General features: G+C 64.9%; 15 protein-coding genes. 4 read left to right on the top strand and 11 right to left on the bottom strand.

Annotation, left to right across the window (positions count from 1 at the left end; genetic code table 11):
- Positions 1-267 precede the first annotated feature (267 nt).
- Positions 268-963, bottom strand: coding sequence for a response regulator transcription factor (locus tag AWB83_RS25500; protein ID WP_061115843.1), 696 nt, complete (start codon positions 961-963; stop codon positions 268-270).
- 195 nt (positions 964-1,158) lie between these two features.
- Between AWB83_RS25500 and AWB83_RS25495 the strand changes: the two genes are divergently transcribed.
- Positions 1,159-1,611, top strand: a complete 453-nt coding sequence (locus AWB83_RS25495; protein ID WP_087048392.1) for a response regulator — start codon at positions 1,159-1,161, stop codon at positions 1,609-1,611.
- Between the two features lie 117 nt (positions 1,612-1,728).
- Here AWB83_RS25495 and AWB83_RS25490 read toward each other — a convergent pair whose 3' ends face one another.
- The 9 genes from AWB83_RS25490 to AWB83_RS25450 all read right to left on the bottom strand — a co-directional run bounded on the left by AWB83_RS25490 (position 1,729) and on the right by AWB83_RS25450 (position 10,479).
- Positions 1,729-2,664, bottom strand: coding sequence for an aldose epimerase family protein (locus AWB83_RS25490; RefSeq protein WP_087048391.1), 936 nt, complete (start codon positions 2,662-2,664; stop codon positions 1,729-1,731).
- 66 nt (positions 2,665-2,730) lie between these two features.
- The gene (locus AWB83_RS25485) at positions 2,731-3,636 is read right to left on the bottom strand and encodes an ABC transporter permease (protein WP_087048390.1); all 906 of its coding nucleotides are present in this window, start codon (positions 3,634-3,636) and stop codon (positions 2,731-2,733) included.
- Positions 3,636-4,499 (bottom strand): ABC transporter permease, encoded by an 864-nt coding sequence (locus tag AWB83_RS25480; RefSeq protein WP_087048389.1) that lies wholly within the window; start codon positions 4,497-4,499, stop codon positions 3,636-3,638. Before AWB83_RS25480 ends, AWB83_RS25485 begins: the two co-directional genes overlap by 1 nt.
- Complete coding sequence (locus AWB83_RS25475) at positions 4,496-5,572, bottom strand: ABC transporter ATP-binding protein (RefSeq protein WP_087048388.1); 1,077 nt, start codon at positions 5,570-5,572, stop codon at positions 4,496-4,498. The genes AWB83_RS25480 and AWB83_RS25475 overlap by 4 nt, the downstream gene beginning before the upstream one ends.
- A gap of 91 nt (positions 5,573-5,663) precedes the next feature.
- Complete coding sequence (locus AWB83_RS25470) at positions 5,664-6,767, bottom strand: extracellular solute-binding protein (RefSeq protein ID WP_244197884.1); 1,104 nt, start codon at positions 6,765-6,767, stop codon at positions 5,664-5,666.
- A gap of 939 nt (positions 6,768-7,706) precedes the next feature.
- The gene (locus AWB83_RS25465; RefSeq protein ID WP_087048386.1) at positions 7,707-8,402 is read right to left on the bottom strand and encodes a FadR/GntR family transcriptional regulator; all 696 of its coding nucleotides are present in this window, start codon (positions 8,400-8,402) and stop codon (positions 7,707-7,709) included.
- Between the two features lie 189 nt (positions 8,403-8,591).
- A complete protein-coding gene (locus tag AWB83_RS25460) occupies positions 8,592-9,428 on the bottom strand; it encodes a 3-oxoadipate:acetyl-CoA acetyltransferase (RefSeq protein ID WP_087048385.1) in 837 nt (278 codons plus the stop codon).
- A 196-nt stretch (positions 9,429-9,624) separates the two neighbouring features.
- Positions 9,625-9,993 carry a DUF3303 domain-containing protein gene (locus tag AWB83_RS25455; protein WP_244197881.1) on the bottom strand — a complete coding sequence of 123 codons (369 nt, stop codon included), beginning with the start codon at positions 9,991-9,993 and terminating at the stop codon, positions 9,625-9,627.
- A 126-nt stretch (positions 9,994-10,119) separates the two neighbouring features.
- Positions 10,120-10,479, bottom strand: a complete 360-nt coding sequence (locus AWB83_RS25450; protein ID WP_244197880.1) for a hypothetical protein — start codon at positions 10,477-10,479, stop codon at positions 10,120-10,122.
- 259 nt (positions 10,480-10,738) lie between these two features.
- Between AWB83_RS25450 and AWB83_RS25445 the strand changes: the two genes are divergently transcribed.
- Genes AWB83_RS25445 through AWB83_RS25435 form a run of 3 tightly spaced genes read left to right on the top strand, consistent with a single transcriptional unit; the run spans position 10,739 to position 13,118 of the window.
- Positions 10,739-11,041 (top strand): EF-hand domain-containing protein, encoded by a 303-nt coding sequence (locus tag AWB83_RS25445; RefSeq protein WP_087048405.1) that lies wholly within the window; start codon positions 10,739-10,741, stop codon positions 11,039-11,041.
- Positions 11,042-11,052: 11 nt separating this feature from the next.
- Positions 11,053-11,766, top strand: a complete 714-nt coding sequence (locus AWB83_RS25440) for a response regulator (RefSeq protein WP_087048383.1) — start codon at positions 11,053-11,055, stop codon at positions 11,764-11,766.
- Positions 11,767-11,771: 5 nt separating this feature from the next.
- The gene (locus tag AWB83_RS25435; RefSeq protein ID WP_087048404.1) at positions 11,772-13,118 is read left to right on the top strand and encodes an ATP-binding protein; all 1,347 of its coding nucleotides are present in this window, start codon (positions 11,772-11,774) and stop codon (positions 13,116-13,118) included.
- A 5-nt stretch (positions 13,119-13,123) separates the two neighbouring features.
- Here AWB83_RS25435 and AWB83_RS25430 read toward each other — a convergent pair whose 3' ends face one another.
- Complete coding sequence (locus AWB83_RS25430; protein ID WP_087048382.1) at positions 13,124-14,275, bottom strand: acyltransferase family protein; 1,152 nt, start codon at positions 14,273-14,275, stop codon at positions 13,124-13,126.
- Positions 14,276-14,384 lie beyond the last annotated feature (109 nt).

Genomic DNA, 14,384 nt, shown 5'->3' with positions numbered 1-14,384 from the left:
CCGTGCCGTTCTGCTGCGGAAGGGGCGCGCATGCGCCCAGAACCAGCGCCGCCGTCGCGGCGACCGCCGCGACGGCACCTTGCATTTTTATGAACGTTAGCCTGCGAATCACCTGCGCTGAACCCATCTCGAAAATAGCCTGGGCTCTACCTTACCATCTCGCCGCTCATTCCTCGGAACGATCGGAAATGGCACGCAGCGCCAATGCGACGACGCGGGCGCCCTCGAGAGGGCTGCCCGCGTCGATTTGACAGATGAAACCGGGAGTCAGGACGCCGACGACGTATTGCTCATCGGCATTTCGATGCCGCGCCGCGCCATTTCGACGATCAGGAACGTTCGCCGCGTGACGTGGAAGCGCGCGAGCAGATCGCTCGAATATTCCTTGGCGGTGTTTTCGCTGATGTTCATCTTGCGCGCGATCGCCTTGTTCGACAGCCCTTGCAGCAGATAGCGCAGCGTCTCGGTCAGACGCGGCGGCAGGTCGAGCGATTCGACCGTCACGCCCGCGTGCGGCGAAACCGGCTTCGGACTATGGCCGCCCTTGCCGAGCACGGTGTTCGGCAGATAGACGCGCCCGTTGAGAATCGTTTTCAGCGCCTCGCGAAACACGCCCGCGCCCTGCTCGCTGCCCTTGGAGATGAACCCGCACGCGCCGTTCTTGATGCACTCGAGCACGGTGTCGCGGTCGTCCTGCGCCGAGAGCATGATCGTCTGAATCTCGCGCTCTTCCTCCCGGATCCAGTTGAGCAGGTCCATGCCGGTGGCCTGGCCGCGCAAGTGGTAGTCGAGAAACATCAAATCGTAGGTATTGGCGGAAAGCTTCGCTTTCGCCTGCTCGAACCCATCGGCTTCGTCGATTTCGAGCAGGGGCTCGTTCGCCAGGATGAGGCTTTTCATGGCGCTCCTGGTGAGCCCCTCGTCCTCTACTAGCAACACTGTTTTGAAATAGCCATTTTCCATTGCGACGCTCCGAGAACGGTTCCGATATTACGCGCGCCCGGCGCGACTTCTACCCCTCTTTCGCAGGGATACATTCGGCAGTCCGCCACTATCCCCCGCTTTCCCTTCCCGTGCCGGGTTCAGAAACAAGCGCATCCGCCCGAAACTGGTCGCAGTCGAATCAACCGCGTAACCCACTACGACCTGGAGGATGAGATGTCAAGCCGTCTGGCCGACAACGAAAGCGAATTTGCGTTGTGGCGTATCAAGCGGGCCCGCACGAGCGATGCTTCGCGCCGCGTGCTGATCGCCCACAAGGACAAGTCGATCGGCGATTCGCTCGCCGTGCAACTCCGGCTCAAAGGCTTGCAGGTCATCCATTCGCAGGAACTCAAATCCGTGCGCACGCTGGTGAACAGCTGGCAGCCGCACGCGCTTCTTCTCGATACGAGCCTCGACAGCGATTCCGGCTACGTCTTCCTGCGCACGCTGCGCATGGACGCCGACGTGACCGGTCGGCTGCTCGTCGCGATGAGCAACGTCTGGCCGGCCGATCCGGTGCAGACGCTCAAGGAAGCGGGCTTCGATGCGCATTGCCGCCGGCCGTGCGCGACCTGGCGCATCGTCGATCTCGTCGAAGCGTTCTTTTCAGCGCCGCTCACGCGCTGACCGCCCCAAGGAGGTGCCGCATGAACAAGGATGCTTGCCTCGTCGCCGGAGGTCTGTTGCCGGCGAGTGCATCGCGCATATCTGCCGCGCGCCTGCGGACCTCCGTCGAAGCCCGCGTCAGACGCCGCCGTCGTCGCGCGGGGCCGGGTTCGCGCCGGCTGCCATCACGAGCGACGCCCGTATTTCACTACCTGGCTCAGTGACGGCGATGCCCGTCCCCGGCACGCCGCGCGACGCGAGATTGAAGCCGTCGCTGACATGCGAAACCGGCTCGACGCATAGATAGCCCGCGCCGGCCGGACAATGCACGACGACGTGGCTCAACGCGCCGTCGGCGCTCAGGTCGAGCGTGCGGCCGGCGGCGTAGCGCAGCGTCGCGCGTCCGTCCCAGCCGCTCAGATAGCGCGTATAGCCCTCCGCTTCGCGCACATGGCGGCGCGCCGGGCGCTCCGTGGCCGGCTCGATGGCGACTTCCGCCTCGTGACGCCAGAGCGTCGTTGCTTCCAGTTCGGCTTCCAGCGCGTTGAAGTACGGATGAAAACCGAGTCCGACGGGCATCGGCCGCGATGAGCGGTTCGCGATGCGCATCGACAGGCGCGCGCCGTCGGCGTTCGCTTCGATCAACTGCACGGCTTCGAACGCCCACGGCCAGCCGTGCTCACCCTCGCGATGCGCGTAACGCAGCACCACGCAATCCGCCTCCTGCAGCTCGACGCTCCACGCGGCGAACTGGCCGATGCCGTGCAGCGCGTGCGCCATGCCGGGAAACGCCGCCAGTTCGACGATCGTCCCATCCGGCGCCGGAAAGCGCGAATCGCGCACGCGGTTGGAGAACGGCACGAGCGGATAACTTCCGCCCTTCGGCCATGCGTCGCACGGCCAGCTCGCGGCGGTCACCGGCGCGAGCCATTCCTGCAGGCCGCGCTCGTCCTGCGTGGCGAAGCGCGTGATGCGCCCGCCCGCCTGCGACGCAATCTCGATGACATGCGGTCCGCTCGAAATGCGGATGCGCGGCTCGGCCTGCAACTCTACGACTTCACGGATTTTCGTCACGACACGGCTTCGGCATGGAAAAAACCTGCGCGCAGCCGCACCGCGCGGCCACGCCGGAGAACATCGCTACCGCTGTTCCTTCACGCGCGACACGAGCTGCGTCGGGCTCACGAACTGCAGCGCGATCAGCACCCAGACCATCGTGATCGCCATGTAGATCATCGCCATGGCGTCGATCGATTGCGGCGCGCGCACACCCGTCGAGAAGACCGCGTAGTACAGCGCGACGACGAGCGTCTGCGTCGTCGGCCCGGCGGTGAAGAACGTCAGCTCGAACATGCCGATGGTGCGCACCAGCACCAGCAGACCCGCCGCGAGCATGCCCGGCACGAGCAGCGGCAGGAGCACGTAGCGGAAATAGCGCGCCGTGTTCGCGCCGAAGATGCGCGCGGCCGATTCCAGGTTCGGATCGATCTGCTCGATGAACGGCGTCATCACGAGAATGACGAACGGCAGCGCGGGGACCAGGTTCGCGAGAATCACCCCCGTGAGCGTGCCCGCGAGATGGAACTTGTACATGACGGTCGCCATCGGAATGCCGTAGGTCACGGGCGGCACCATCAGCGGCAGCAGGAACACGAGCATCGCGAAACGTTTGCCGGGAAACTGCACGCGCGCGAGCGCATACGCCGCCGGCACGCCGAGCGCGATGGAGAGCAGCACCACCGCGCCCACCACTTCGAGCGTCACGAGCAACACGCTCGAGAGCTGGAAGTCGCTCCAGGCCTGCGCGTACCAGTGCAGCGTGAAACCCTGCGGCAGAAGCGTGCCGAACCAGCGCGTCGCCACCGAGTTCACGGCGACGGTCGCGATGAGCAGCAGCACGTTCACGAGGAAGAAGCCCATCGTGACCCAGACGAAGCACTTCCATAGCCTGTCGCGCAGGCTTGCTTGCTGTTTCATGTTCCTGCCGGTGCGTTGAGTCGGCGCTCCGGCTTGCCAGCCCGAAGCCGCGCGGTTATCGGTCGTCATTATCCCTTGCCTCCCGTCACCGGACCGGTGTAGAAGAAGCGGCGCGCGCCCAGCATGCCGCCCACGACGAGCAGCTGCACGAAGCCCATCAGGATGGCGATGGTCGAAGCGAGCGCATAGTCGTAGCTTTCGAAGGCGGCTTCCGCTGCGGCGATCGAGATCACGCGCGTGGGACCGGCCGGCGCGCCGAGCAGCACCGCCGACGGAAACACCGAGAACGCCTGGACGAAAGAAAGGCACGCGGTCATCGTGAGGCCCGGCAGCAGGAGCGGCAGATAGATCTGGCGGAACTGCTGCCACGGGCTCGCGCCGAGCGTCGCGGCGGCGCGCGCGAGCGTCGGATCGATGCCGGTGACGTACGACAGCGTCAGCAGGAATGCGAACGGGAAGCCCGACACGATCAGCGAGATCAGCACGCCCCAGTAGTTGTGCGTAAGGCGCACTTCATCGCCATAGAGATGCAGCGCCTGCAATGCCTGCGGAAACCAGCCGTTCGGGCTGAAGTAGGTCAGCATGCCGTCGGCGATCAGCACGGTGCCGAGCGTCACGGGCACGACGAGCAGCGTCGTCACGAACTTCTGGAACGGCGACGTGCGCCGCAGCGCGAACGCGACCGGCACCGACACGCCCACGTTGATGATCGTCGCCGGCACGGCGAGCTTCAGCGTGACGATGATGGTCGGCCACATCGACGTATCCGTAAAGAACGTGATGTAGTTCGCCCAGATGCCGCCGCCGTTCATCGGGTTGAAGGAAAGCATCAGCCCGTACGCGAACGGATAGATGAACAGCGCGAGGATGAAGATGAGCGCCGGCGCGACCAGCCAGCCCTTCGGATCGCGCTGCGCGGGAAGCGCGATCATTTTTCCTCTCCGTATACGAGCGTCTTCGAAGGCGCGACGCGCAGCGAAATGCGCTCGCCTTCGCTGCATTCGCCCGCGATGCGCGCCCACAGCTTGCCGAATGCGCTGTTCACGATGATGAGCGAATCGCGGCCGCCGTATTCGACGACTTCGACTTGCGCATCGAACGCATTCTCGGCGCCGGGCGCGGCGCGCTCCATGTCCTCTGGGCGCAGGGCGACCGCAACGCGCTTGCTGTCGAAGCCTTCCATCGGCGTGCCGAGCAGACGCACGCCGCTTGCATTCACCGCGACGCACTCGCCCTGCGTGCCTTCGAGCGTGGCCTGCACGACATTGCGAAAGCCCATGAAGCGCGCGACGTGCAGATTCTTCGGCCGCGAATAGACCTCCTTCGGCGACGCCACCTGCTGCACGACGCCCTCCTTCATCACGACGATGCGATCGGCCATCGAGAGCGCCTCGTCCTGATCGTGCGTCACGTAGATGGTCGCGCGCTCCAGCTTGCCGTGGATGCGGCGGATCTCGGCGCGCATCTCGATGCGCAGCTTGGTGTCGAGGTTCGAGAGCGGCTCGTCCATCAGCACGAGCGGCGGCTCGATGACGATGGCGCGCGCGATCGCCACGCGCTGCTGCTGGCCGCCCGAGAGCTGGCCGGGCAGCTTGGCGTCGTGGCCGGTCAGTTGCACGAGCTGCAGCGCTTCCTTCGCGCGCTTCGTCGCCTGCGCTTTCGGCACGCCGCGCATCTTCAGGCCGAAGCCGACGTTGTCGAGCACCGACATGTGCGGGAAAAGCGCGTAGTTCTGAAAGACCATGCCGAAACCGCGCTTCTCGGGCGGCAGCACGTCGATGCGCTTGTCGTCGAGCCAGATGCCGCCGGCCGTCAGCGGCTGCAATCCGGCGATGCAGTTCAGCGCCGTGGATTTGCCGCAGCCCGATGGCCCGAGCAGCGCGATGAACTCGCCTCGCTGGATGTTCAGGTCGAGTCCCTTCAGCGCGGCAAGCTGCTGCCCTTCCGCGTTGGTGAAGCTGCGCGAGACCGAGTCGAGGCGCAACTGCTCAAATGTGTGCTTCATGACGATTTCCCGATGTGCCGGCGCTTTGTGCGAAGCGGCGGCGCCCCGAGTGAGGAGCGCCGCCGCCACGTACGACGCGCGTACTGTCTGCTTACTTCGTCTTCGCCGCGCCGATTTCGCGGTCCCACTTCTGGAACGCCGCCACCATCGCCTGCGCGTTGAGCGGCACGACGTGCGGACGGTCGGCGAGCAGCTTCGCGTACTCGGGCCGGCCGAACTTCTGGATCACTTCCTGGCTTTTCGCCGGCGCCATGGAAAGCGGCACGTCCTTGACCGCGGGACCCGGATAGAAGTAGCCGTCGTCATAGGTGAGCGCCTGCTGCGCCGGCTCGAGCATGAAGTTCATCAGCTTGTAGAGCACGTCGAGCTTTTCCTTCGGCACGCCCTTCGGGATCACCATGTAGTGGGCGTCGTTGACCCAGGTCATGTTGTCGAAGGCCTGCACCTTGAACTCGGCGGGCACGATGCCGAGCGCGCGCGGGTTGATATCCCAGCCCGTGACGGTCACGGTCATGTCGCGCGTGCCTTCGCCCAGTTCCTTCATGACGGCGGACGTGCCGCCCGGGTAGTAAGGAATGCAGTCGTTGAGCTGCTTCAGGAACGCCCAGGTCTTGTCCCAGCCGTTGATCGGATCCATCGGGTCCTTGTCGCCGAGCACGTACGGCAGGCCCATCAGGAAGGTGCGGCCGGGGCCGGAGTTGGCCGGGCGCGCGTAGATCAGCTTGTTCGGATGCGCCTTGCACCACGCAAGCAGTTGATCCGGCGTCCTGGGCACGTCCGTGACCTTGGCCGGGTTGTATTCGAGCAGCGGGCCGGCCGGCATGTAGGTGACTTCGAGACCGTAGCCCTGCGCGATGTCCTGCATCTTGCGCGGGCCGGGCGCGTATTTGTCGAGCACGCCGGGGAACGCCTTCGCGTTATCGGGCAGAAGCTTTTCCCACAGGCCTTGCTGGAGGCCGGCCGCGAGCGCGTCGGTGCCCGTGACGACGAGGTCGATGTCCGAGCGGCCCGCCGCCTGCATCGCCTTGATCTTGCCCGGCAACTGCGGCGCGGGCGCGTTCGTGAAGGTGATGCTGGAAACGAGATCCGGGTATTTGGCCTTGAAGGCCTCGAAGCCCTTTTGCGTCAGTTGCAGATTGCCTGCGACGTCGACGATGTTGATCGATACGGGATCGGCCGCGCGCGCCGCGGTCATGCCGAATGCCGCGCCAACGGCGACGCAAACCGCCGCCAGTTTCACTGACAGTCCTGCCTTGAAAGCCATTTTGTCTCCTCACTTCTCTCGCAACCACAGGTCGGGAAGAGGTCCGGTCGCATCGTCGATGTTGTCGATTGTTTCGAGCGCCGGCCTGTTTGTGCTTCGTTCTTTGTGCTTCGTTCTCTTTCGCCGGTGTTCACGGCGCCGGCATGCGCCTTCGGATATTCGCGTGTCTCGTTCCGCGTGGTCCTCGTTGCTTCTGGAAGCTGAAAAATAGCTAACGGGGTTATAGGATGTCAAGCAAATCGCTTCCGGTCGGTGTGTTACCGAAACGTCCGAAATGCGCGTTTTCCTCTGCCGATAGCGCGTTGCAAGTCGTTCTCGGGATATACCCCGAGCGCGCGTTACCTCCCTTTTTTACCTGCTTTTAACTGGAGTTTCCAGCCGTTTTCCTGCGGTTTTCCCTGCATGGCGGGGTGATGAGCGAGTAGCCGGCGCGTCGCCAATTGGGGGAATTCGGTGCGGAAGGATCGGGACATGTCAGTGATGGCGGGAAGCGGCGTCGCGCAGACTTTCCGGCGGCAGCATGCTGCGCTTCGTTTGCGTGACCCTGTTTTGCGGAGGTTGGGAGCGCTACCACCGCCATACGCCAGCCGGTCCGAGCGGAGATGCGCGCCTAAGCCGGCCTATCGGGGAGACGGGCACGTTTTGGAGGCCACGCGCTCCATCGACATGTCAAGCAACTCATCGGCAAATGGCTCGCGCGAGACGAGGCCTAGCCACGATGACGTATCGATGTCCGTCAAGCCTCGCCGCTTCGCCGGGATGTTTGCCAGCAGTAGTCAGCCGCAATGTTGTCAAACAACTCTGTCGCCAGCGGAAAATCCTGGCGCACGGGAAGCAGGGTTGTGTGACAACTATCGCCGGAACGTGCGCTCAATCGCCGAACATGCGTTCGAGCGCGTTCTCGAGATGCGCCTTCATCGCCCGCCCGGCGCGCACGGAGTCTCTGCTCCTTATCGCCTCGAGCACTGCGAGATGCTCCCGCTGCACGAGCCGCTGCCGCTCGAGCGTCTTCACGAGCGACAAATTGCGCGACAAATTCATGCTGAACACGATCTGCTCTTCGATGGACGACAGCATCGTGATGAAAAACTGGTTCCTGGACGCCCGCGCCACGGCGAGATGGAAGGCGAAATCGTCCTGCGCGCCGATGCCCTGCTGCGCCTCGACAATGCGCTCCAGCCGATCCCAGGCGTCCTGAATCGCGCGGACGTCTTCTTCCTCCGCCTTGACGGCCGCGAGTTCCGCCGCGCCCGATTCCATGACCACGCGAAATTCGTAGCAGCGGCGGATGTCAGACAGCGTTTCGAGCGGAGCGAAGCGGCGGCGCACGTCCGGATCGGGACGGCGTCCGACGATCGTGCCCGAGCCGCGCCGCGTCACGATGATGCCGTCGGCGCGCAGGCGCGCGAGCGCCTCGCGCACGGTCGGCCGCGAGGTGGCGAAGCGTTCGGCGAGCGCGTGCTCCGTCAGGAGCCGGTCGCCCTCCTTGAACTCGCCCTCCATGATGCTGTTGAGGATGTCGCTGTAGATCCGGTCGGCGAGGCCGGATGCCTTACGCTCGTTCATGTTCGCGCGGGGACGTGCTTGTCAGGGAGGAGAATGATTGTAAGGCAGATTTTTGCCGACAAGACAAGTGCGGCATTGGTGGTCTTATGAATGCAAAAATGCCGCATGCAACTGCATCGGAAACGCGCAAACGAAAAAAGGCGCGCCGCGGTTGCCCGGCGACGCGCCATTCGAACAGACCACCAGCCTTTACAGCGAAAGCAGCTTGCGCGCCTCCTTCGCGGTCGCCACGGGACGACCGTACTCCGCGCACAACGCCGCCACGCGGCTCACCAGTTGCGCGTTGCTCTTCGCGAGCGTGTCCTTGTCCCAGCGCACGTTGTCTTCGAGCCCCGTGCGGCAGTGCCCGCCCAGTTCGAGCGTCCAGTGATTCACTTCGAGTTGGTGACGGCCGATGCCTGCGGCCGTCCACGTCGCGTCAGGCAGATTCTTCTTCAACTGCTCGACTTCGAACTCGAGGATCTCGCGCCGCGCGGGTAGCGCATTCTTCACGCCGAGCACGAACTGGACATGCACGGGCGTCTTCAAGAGGCCCTGGTTCACGAGATCGACCGTGCTGTAGAGCATCGCCAGGTCGAAGATCTCGATCTCGGGCTTCACGCCGTGATCGAGCATCATCTGCGCGAGCGAGCGCACGAAATCGGGCGGATTCTCGTAGACGATCGTCGGGAAATTGACCGAGCCCGTCGCGAGCGACGCCATATCGGGCTTCAGATCGAGCATCGCGCCGCGCTGCTCGAATGAACGGCCGCGGCCGCCCGTCGAGAACTGGATGATGATGTCCGGACAGTGCTTGCGAATGCCCTCCTGCAATTCGGCGAAGCGATGGCGGTCCGAACTCGAACGTTCTTCCTCGTCGCGCACGTGCAGATGCACGAGCGTCGCGCCCGCCTCGTACGCCTCGTGCGTGCTCTCGATCTGCTCGGAGATCGTGATCGGCACGGCGGGGTTGTCCTTCTTGCGCGGCACCGATCCGGTGATGGCGACCGAGATCACGCAGGGTTCATTCGTCTTCGATTGAGTCACGCTTCGCTCCTTTGCGGCGCCGGCCTCGGCAGAAACATGCGGGACGGGACGGCGCTCTGAAATTTTAACTAACTAGTACGTTTAGTGATATTGAGGCATAGTCCGTTCGGCTGCAAGCCCCACAAACCCTAACTTTCCGCCGGCTGATCCGTCCGGCCGCCCGTCGTTCGTATGACGAATCGTGCAGGCGTCTCATCTACTGGTTCGGCGCGTATTCGGCGAGCATCCTGCCGACTTGCTCGTCGGTGATCGCGGGCTTGATATCGAACATGAACAAGTCGGCCCATTCATGCGCCCAGCGCGCGAGCGGATCGATCTCGTCGCATTCGCATACGGCGATGCCCCAGATCGAGCCGATGGCATGCCATCGCCCCAACAGATGGATGCCGTCGGGGGGCGCGCCGCGGGTTTGCAGGAATCGCTCGGCCGCCTGTCTTTCGACGTCGGGCTGCGCCGTCCAGTTGACGATGAATAGCATGGCTCGATCCTCCTTGTGGAACGCCATGACCCGGCGCGCGGCGCCGGGGTCGCCGCCGCACCGGCGCACTCCGCCGATGCGGTTCATTCAGTATAGGAGCCGGCAACCCGCCCCAAGGCCCATTGAATTTTGCGTATTGCATTACGCATTCAACGCTGTCGAGAAGCACTATGCTCTTGGCACCGGTATCGGCGCGCGCCGCAGCGGCAGGATTCAGTGCATCACGACGACGGGCGCGGCGAGCACCGGTTGCGCATACATGACTCTGACGGCGGGCGCGACCGCATACGCGGGCACCGGCGCCGACACCACGACGACCGGCGGCCTCGGCGGCGGCGGAGCGGTGACCGTCACGGGCGCAACCACCGGCGCCACGACCACGGTTCGCGCGGGCACGTAGTAATACGGCGGCCTGGGCGGCGGCGCGTAGTAGTACACGGGACGCGGCGGCGGCGCATAGACGACGGCGGGCGCGACGTAGGAAACCTGCACGCTCGTTCCAGCCACTGCGGTCTTCGCGCAAGTCAGGCTGATGGCGGCAACGGCGGAAACGCTGAGCAAACGAAAGTTCATGGTGATGTCCTCATGCATCGTAAGGCGGTGAAATCGGCAACGTGAACGGATGGCGTGTGCCGGCGATGAGAACGATAGCGAAGCGCCGCGGAAAGCGTGAGGCATAACTTGTGTCGCCGGATGTCGGCGAAAACACCCGGCGTCATCGATGAAATACGACGACATGATTCGTAGCATCCCTGAGATTGCGTTCGGGGCGCGGCTCAATAGAATGGCATCACCGCTCACGTTCGTTTGCATCGGAATCAAGGAGAGACTCATGCGAAAGACCGTTGCCATCCTCGCCGCATGCGTTGCTTGGATCACCTCGGGCGCCGCCTTCGCGCAGACCGCCACGCAGCCGATGGGCGCGAGCCCGCGCGTCGAACGCGCGCTCGGCCAGTTGCAGACCCGCTTCTCGAGCGCCAACACGACGCACGACGGCAAGCTCACCCGCGAGCAGGCCTCCACCGGCATGCCGATGGTGGCCAAGCACTTCGACGAGATCGACACGCAGAAGAACGGCTACGTCACCCTGCCGCAGATCGAAGCCTTCATGCGCGAGCACGCCGCGCAACGCTGATCGGAGCATCCATGGAAACCCTGCCGAAGATCATCGTGCTCGACGACGAAGCCGAGTTGCGCAACATGCTGCAGCGTTTTCTGACTTCACAGGGTTTCGAGGTCCGGGTCGTCGAGAACGGCAAGCGGCTCGACCGCTACCTTCAACGCGAGCCCTACGACCTGCTCGTGCTCGACTGGATGATGGAGCCCGAGGACGGCCTCTCCGTCTGCAAACGCCTGCGCGCGGAAGGCCACACCTTGCCGATCCTCATGCTCACCGCAAAGGGCGATCCGGTCGACAAGGTCGTCGGTCTCGAAACCGGCGCGGACGATTACCTCGCCAAGCCCTTCCTGCCGCAGGAGCTCGTCGCGCGCGTGCGCGCCCTGCTGCGCCGCCAGAAGCTCGCCGCCGGCGATCCGACCCACACGCAGCAAGTCATCCGCTTCGGCGATTTCCGCCTCGACCTCGGCAAGCAGAAGCTCTTTCGCAACGGCGAGCCGTTCGAGATCCACTCCGCGCAGATGCAACTGCTCAATGCGCTCGGTTCGTCGCCGAATCGCGCGGTGAGCCGCGACAACCTCATCGCGCGCACGCGCGGCCGCGACCATGACGCGCTCGATCGCAGCATCGACGTGCAGGTCTTGCGGCTGCGGCAGATCGTCGAGGAAGACCCCGGCAAGCCGCGTTTCATCAAGACGGTCTGGGGCGTCGGCTACATGCTGCTCGCCGAAGTCGAGGCGTGAACGTCGTGAGCCTCGCGCCGCGCTCGCTCTTCGCGCGCAACATCCTGCTGCTCGTGGCGCTCGTCGCGGTGAGCCAGGTCTGCGCGATAGCCGTGCTGCTGCATTTCATCCAGACGCCGCGCATCGAGCGGGCGGCCGCCACCTTCGCGAGCTACATCGTCACGCTCGACACGCTCCTGCGCGCCGCGCCTCCCGACTCCGCGAACACCGCCGCGGCGCATCTCGACGTGCGCGCCGAATTGCCCGCCGGCGCGGCCCCATCCGCGCCGGAATCGCGGCTGCGTTTCTATCAGACGTACCAGCGCCGGACCTTCATCGAGAGCCTGCGGCGTCATCTGCCCGCGGGGATGCTCGTGCGCTGGCAAAGCGCCGATACGAGCGCCGACGGCCAGCAGCGCTTGTGGATCCGCGCGCATTTATCGAACGAGCCGCGCTGGATCGCGTTGCCGGTGCCCGAAGCCGCTCACGACGACGGCCTCACCACCGCGCTGCTGCTCTCGCTCGGACTCGGCGCGCTCGCGATCGCGACCGCCTATGTGATCCAGCGCCACCTGAACCGTCCGCTCGCGCATCTCGCCGATGCCGCGCGCCTCGTTTCCGCGGGCGGCGAACCCGGCGTCCTGCCGACCGACGGCCCGACCGAAATCGCCCAGGTCAGCGGCGCCTTCAACCGCATGACGGCCGCGCTGAAGGAAGCGGAAGCGACGCGCGCGCTGATGCTCGCGGGCATCTCGCACGACATCCGCACGCCGATGACCAAGCTGCGCCTCGCGATGGCGATGTCGTCCGTGCCGTCGACGGACGCCGCGTTCGCGGCATCGGCGGAAGGCTATCTCGACACCATCGACACGATTCTTCAGCAGTTCATGGACTACGCGGGCAGCGGCGCGAAGGAGACGCCCGTCGTCGGCGATCTCAACGCGCTGATCGCGAATCTCGCGGCGGATTTCGCCGGGCTGGGACACGAATTCTCGCTCGATCTCGGTCACATCGAGCCCTTCGCGTTCCGCCCGATCAGCATGATGCGCATGCTCATGAACCTGATGCAGAACGCGGTGCTTTACGGCGTCGTCGGGCTTGAAGTGCGCACATGGACCGACGAGCGGACGAAGCGCGCGCACGTCGTGATCGCGGATCGCGGCAAGGGGCTCGGCGGACAGGATCCCGAAGCGCTCAAGCAGCCGTTCAAGCGCGGCGGCGGCGGAGGGCAACCGAAGGGAACGGGTCTCGGGCTCGCGATCGTGGAACGCATCGCGAAGCTGCATGGCGGCACGCTCGAGCTGCGCGCACGCGATGGCGGCGGCGCCGAATCGTGCATCGTCTTGCCGCTCGCGGGCGCATCAACGCGCTAGCCTTTTCAGTCGCGCGCCTGCTGCAGCGGCGTGAACGACGGCACGCTCGCGCCGTTGAGACGCGCGCGGATCGCGCGGCGCATCGGCTCCTCGTAGAACCGGAACACCGCGACGCTCGCCCATACCGCGAACGCCAGCACCATCCAGCCATTCGTGCGATCGAAGCCCGCGAGCAGCGCGATATAGGCGAGCGGCACGTGAATCAGATACAGCGAATAGCTGGCCTCGCCCAGCTTCACGAGTGCGCGGCTGTTCAACCATCCGGTCACCGGCCGCTCCAGCAGCGCGAGCCCGAGGATCAGCAACGCGAAGAAAGGCGCCTCGACGAAGAACACGGGCGCGAACGGACGCCACGCCGCCAGCACGACGATCGCCGCGAGCGCCACGCAAACGAAGGTCAGGCCGAGCGCGTGCCGACCGGCGCGCCGCGCGCGCATCGACATGAAGACGAGCGCCGCGCCGATGCCGAGCACGAACTCCGCCATGCGCAGCAGCGGCAGTCCCACGACGAGAAAGCCGCTGCGCGACGCAGGCAAGGTCGATTGAATCAGCACGATGCCCACGCCCTGCGCAATCCATACCGCCGCGCAAGCGAGCACGACCCGCCGCGCGCCCTGCCCGTCCAGCCTGCGCAACAGCCACGGGAAGAGCGCGTAGAAGAACGCTTCACACGATACGCTGTCGGATGGCCCGTTCCACGGCTGATTGATCGAAGCGAATGGAAACCACGCGTTGAGCAGCAGCAGCTGACACGGCAGGCTCAACATGAGCGAGAGTTGCACGGCGTTCTTTAGCGCAAACCATTCGAGGAGACGTGCGGCATCGCCGGTATGGAGCAGCCAGGCGGTCACCGGCGCGACGAGCGCGAGCCCGAACAGCACCACCGGATAGATGCGCGCAAAGCGCGCCACATAGAACGCGCGCGGCCCGCCCGTCGCAAGCGGCTCGCGATAGGTGTAGGTCAGGATGAAGCCCGAGAGCACGAAGAAGAGCGAGACGGCGGGACGGCCGCCGTCGACGAAATCGAAGAACGCGCGGCGCATCGGCAGAAGGCCCAGCTCCGCGAAATGCGAGAGCACGACGGTCATCGCGGCGATGAAACGTATGCTCGTGAGCGCGGGCAATGCGCCGCTGCCTGTTGTTGTCGTCGCGCCCATGGCTGTCCCCGTTTCTTTTTGCAACGGAGACTAACCGACGATGTAAGCGTCTTATGTTCGCCATGCGGCGCATCCCGCGCGATTGCGGGTAAGCGAGCAGCAGGCAAAC

The sequence above is a fragment of the Caballeronia ptereochthonis genome, from assembly GCF_001545075.1.
In the GTDB taxonomy this organism is placed as follows: Bacteria; Pseudomonadota; Gammaproteobacteria; order Burkholderiales; family Burkholderiaceae; genus Caballeronia; species Caballeronia ptereochthonis.
This window is presented reverse-complemented; position numbering and strand designations above follow the sequence as displayed.

Coding starts and splice junctions, on each gene's coding strand:
- AWB83_RS25500 (WP_061115843.1), bottom strand. CDS start 963: ATGGAAAATGGCTATTTCAAAACAGTGTTGCTAGTAGAGGACGAGGGG.
- AWB83_RS25455 (WP_244197881.1), bottom strand. CDS start 9,993: ATGAACCGCATCGGCGGAGTGCGCCGGTGCGGCGGCGACCCCGGCGCC.
- AWB83_RS25430 (WP_087048382.1), bottom strand. CDS start 14,275: ATGGGCGCGACGACAACAACAGGCAGCGGCGCATTGCCCGCGCTCACG.
- AWB83_RS25475 (WP_087048388.1), bottom strand. CDS start 5,572: ATGAAGCACACATTTGAGCAGTTGCGCCTCGACTCGGTCTCGCGCAGC.
- AWB83_RS25445 (WP_087048405.1), top strand. CDS start 10,739: ATGCGAAAGACCGTTGCCATCCTCGCCGCATGCGTTGCTTGGATCACC.
- AWB83_RS25470 (WP_244197884.1), bottom strand. CDS start 6,767: ATGACCGCGGCGCGCGCGGCCGATCCCGTATCGATCAACATCGTCGAC.
- AWB83_RS25440 (WP_087048383.1), top strand. CDS start 11,053: ATGGAAACCCTGCCGAAGATCATCGTGCTCGACGACGAAGCCGAGTTG.
- AWB83_RS25485 (WP_087048390.1), bottom strand. CDS start 3,636: ATGACGACCGATAACCGCGCGGCTTCGGGCTGGCAAGCCGGAGCGCCG.
- AWB83_RS25480 (WP_087048389.1), bottom strand. CDS start 4,499: ATGATCGCGCTTCCCGCGCAGCGCGATCCGAAGGGCTGGCTGGTCGCG.
- AWB83_RS25450 (WP_244197880.1), bottom strand. CDS start 10,479: ATGAACTTTCGTTTGCTCAGCGTTTCCGCCGTTGCCGCCATCAGCCTG.
- AWB83_RS25495 (WP_087048392.1), top strand. CDS start 1,159: ATGTCAAGCCGTCTGGCCGACAACGAAAGCGAATTTGCGTTGTGGCGT.
- AWB83_RS25465 (WP_087048386.1), bottom strand. CDS start 8,402: ATGAACGAGCGTAAGGCATCCGGCCTCGCCGACCGGATCTACAGCGAC.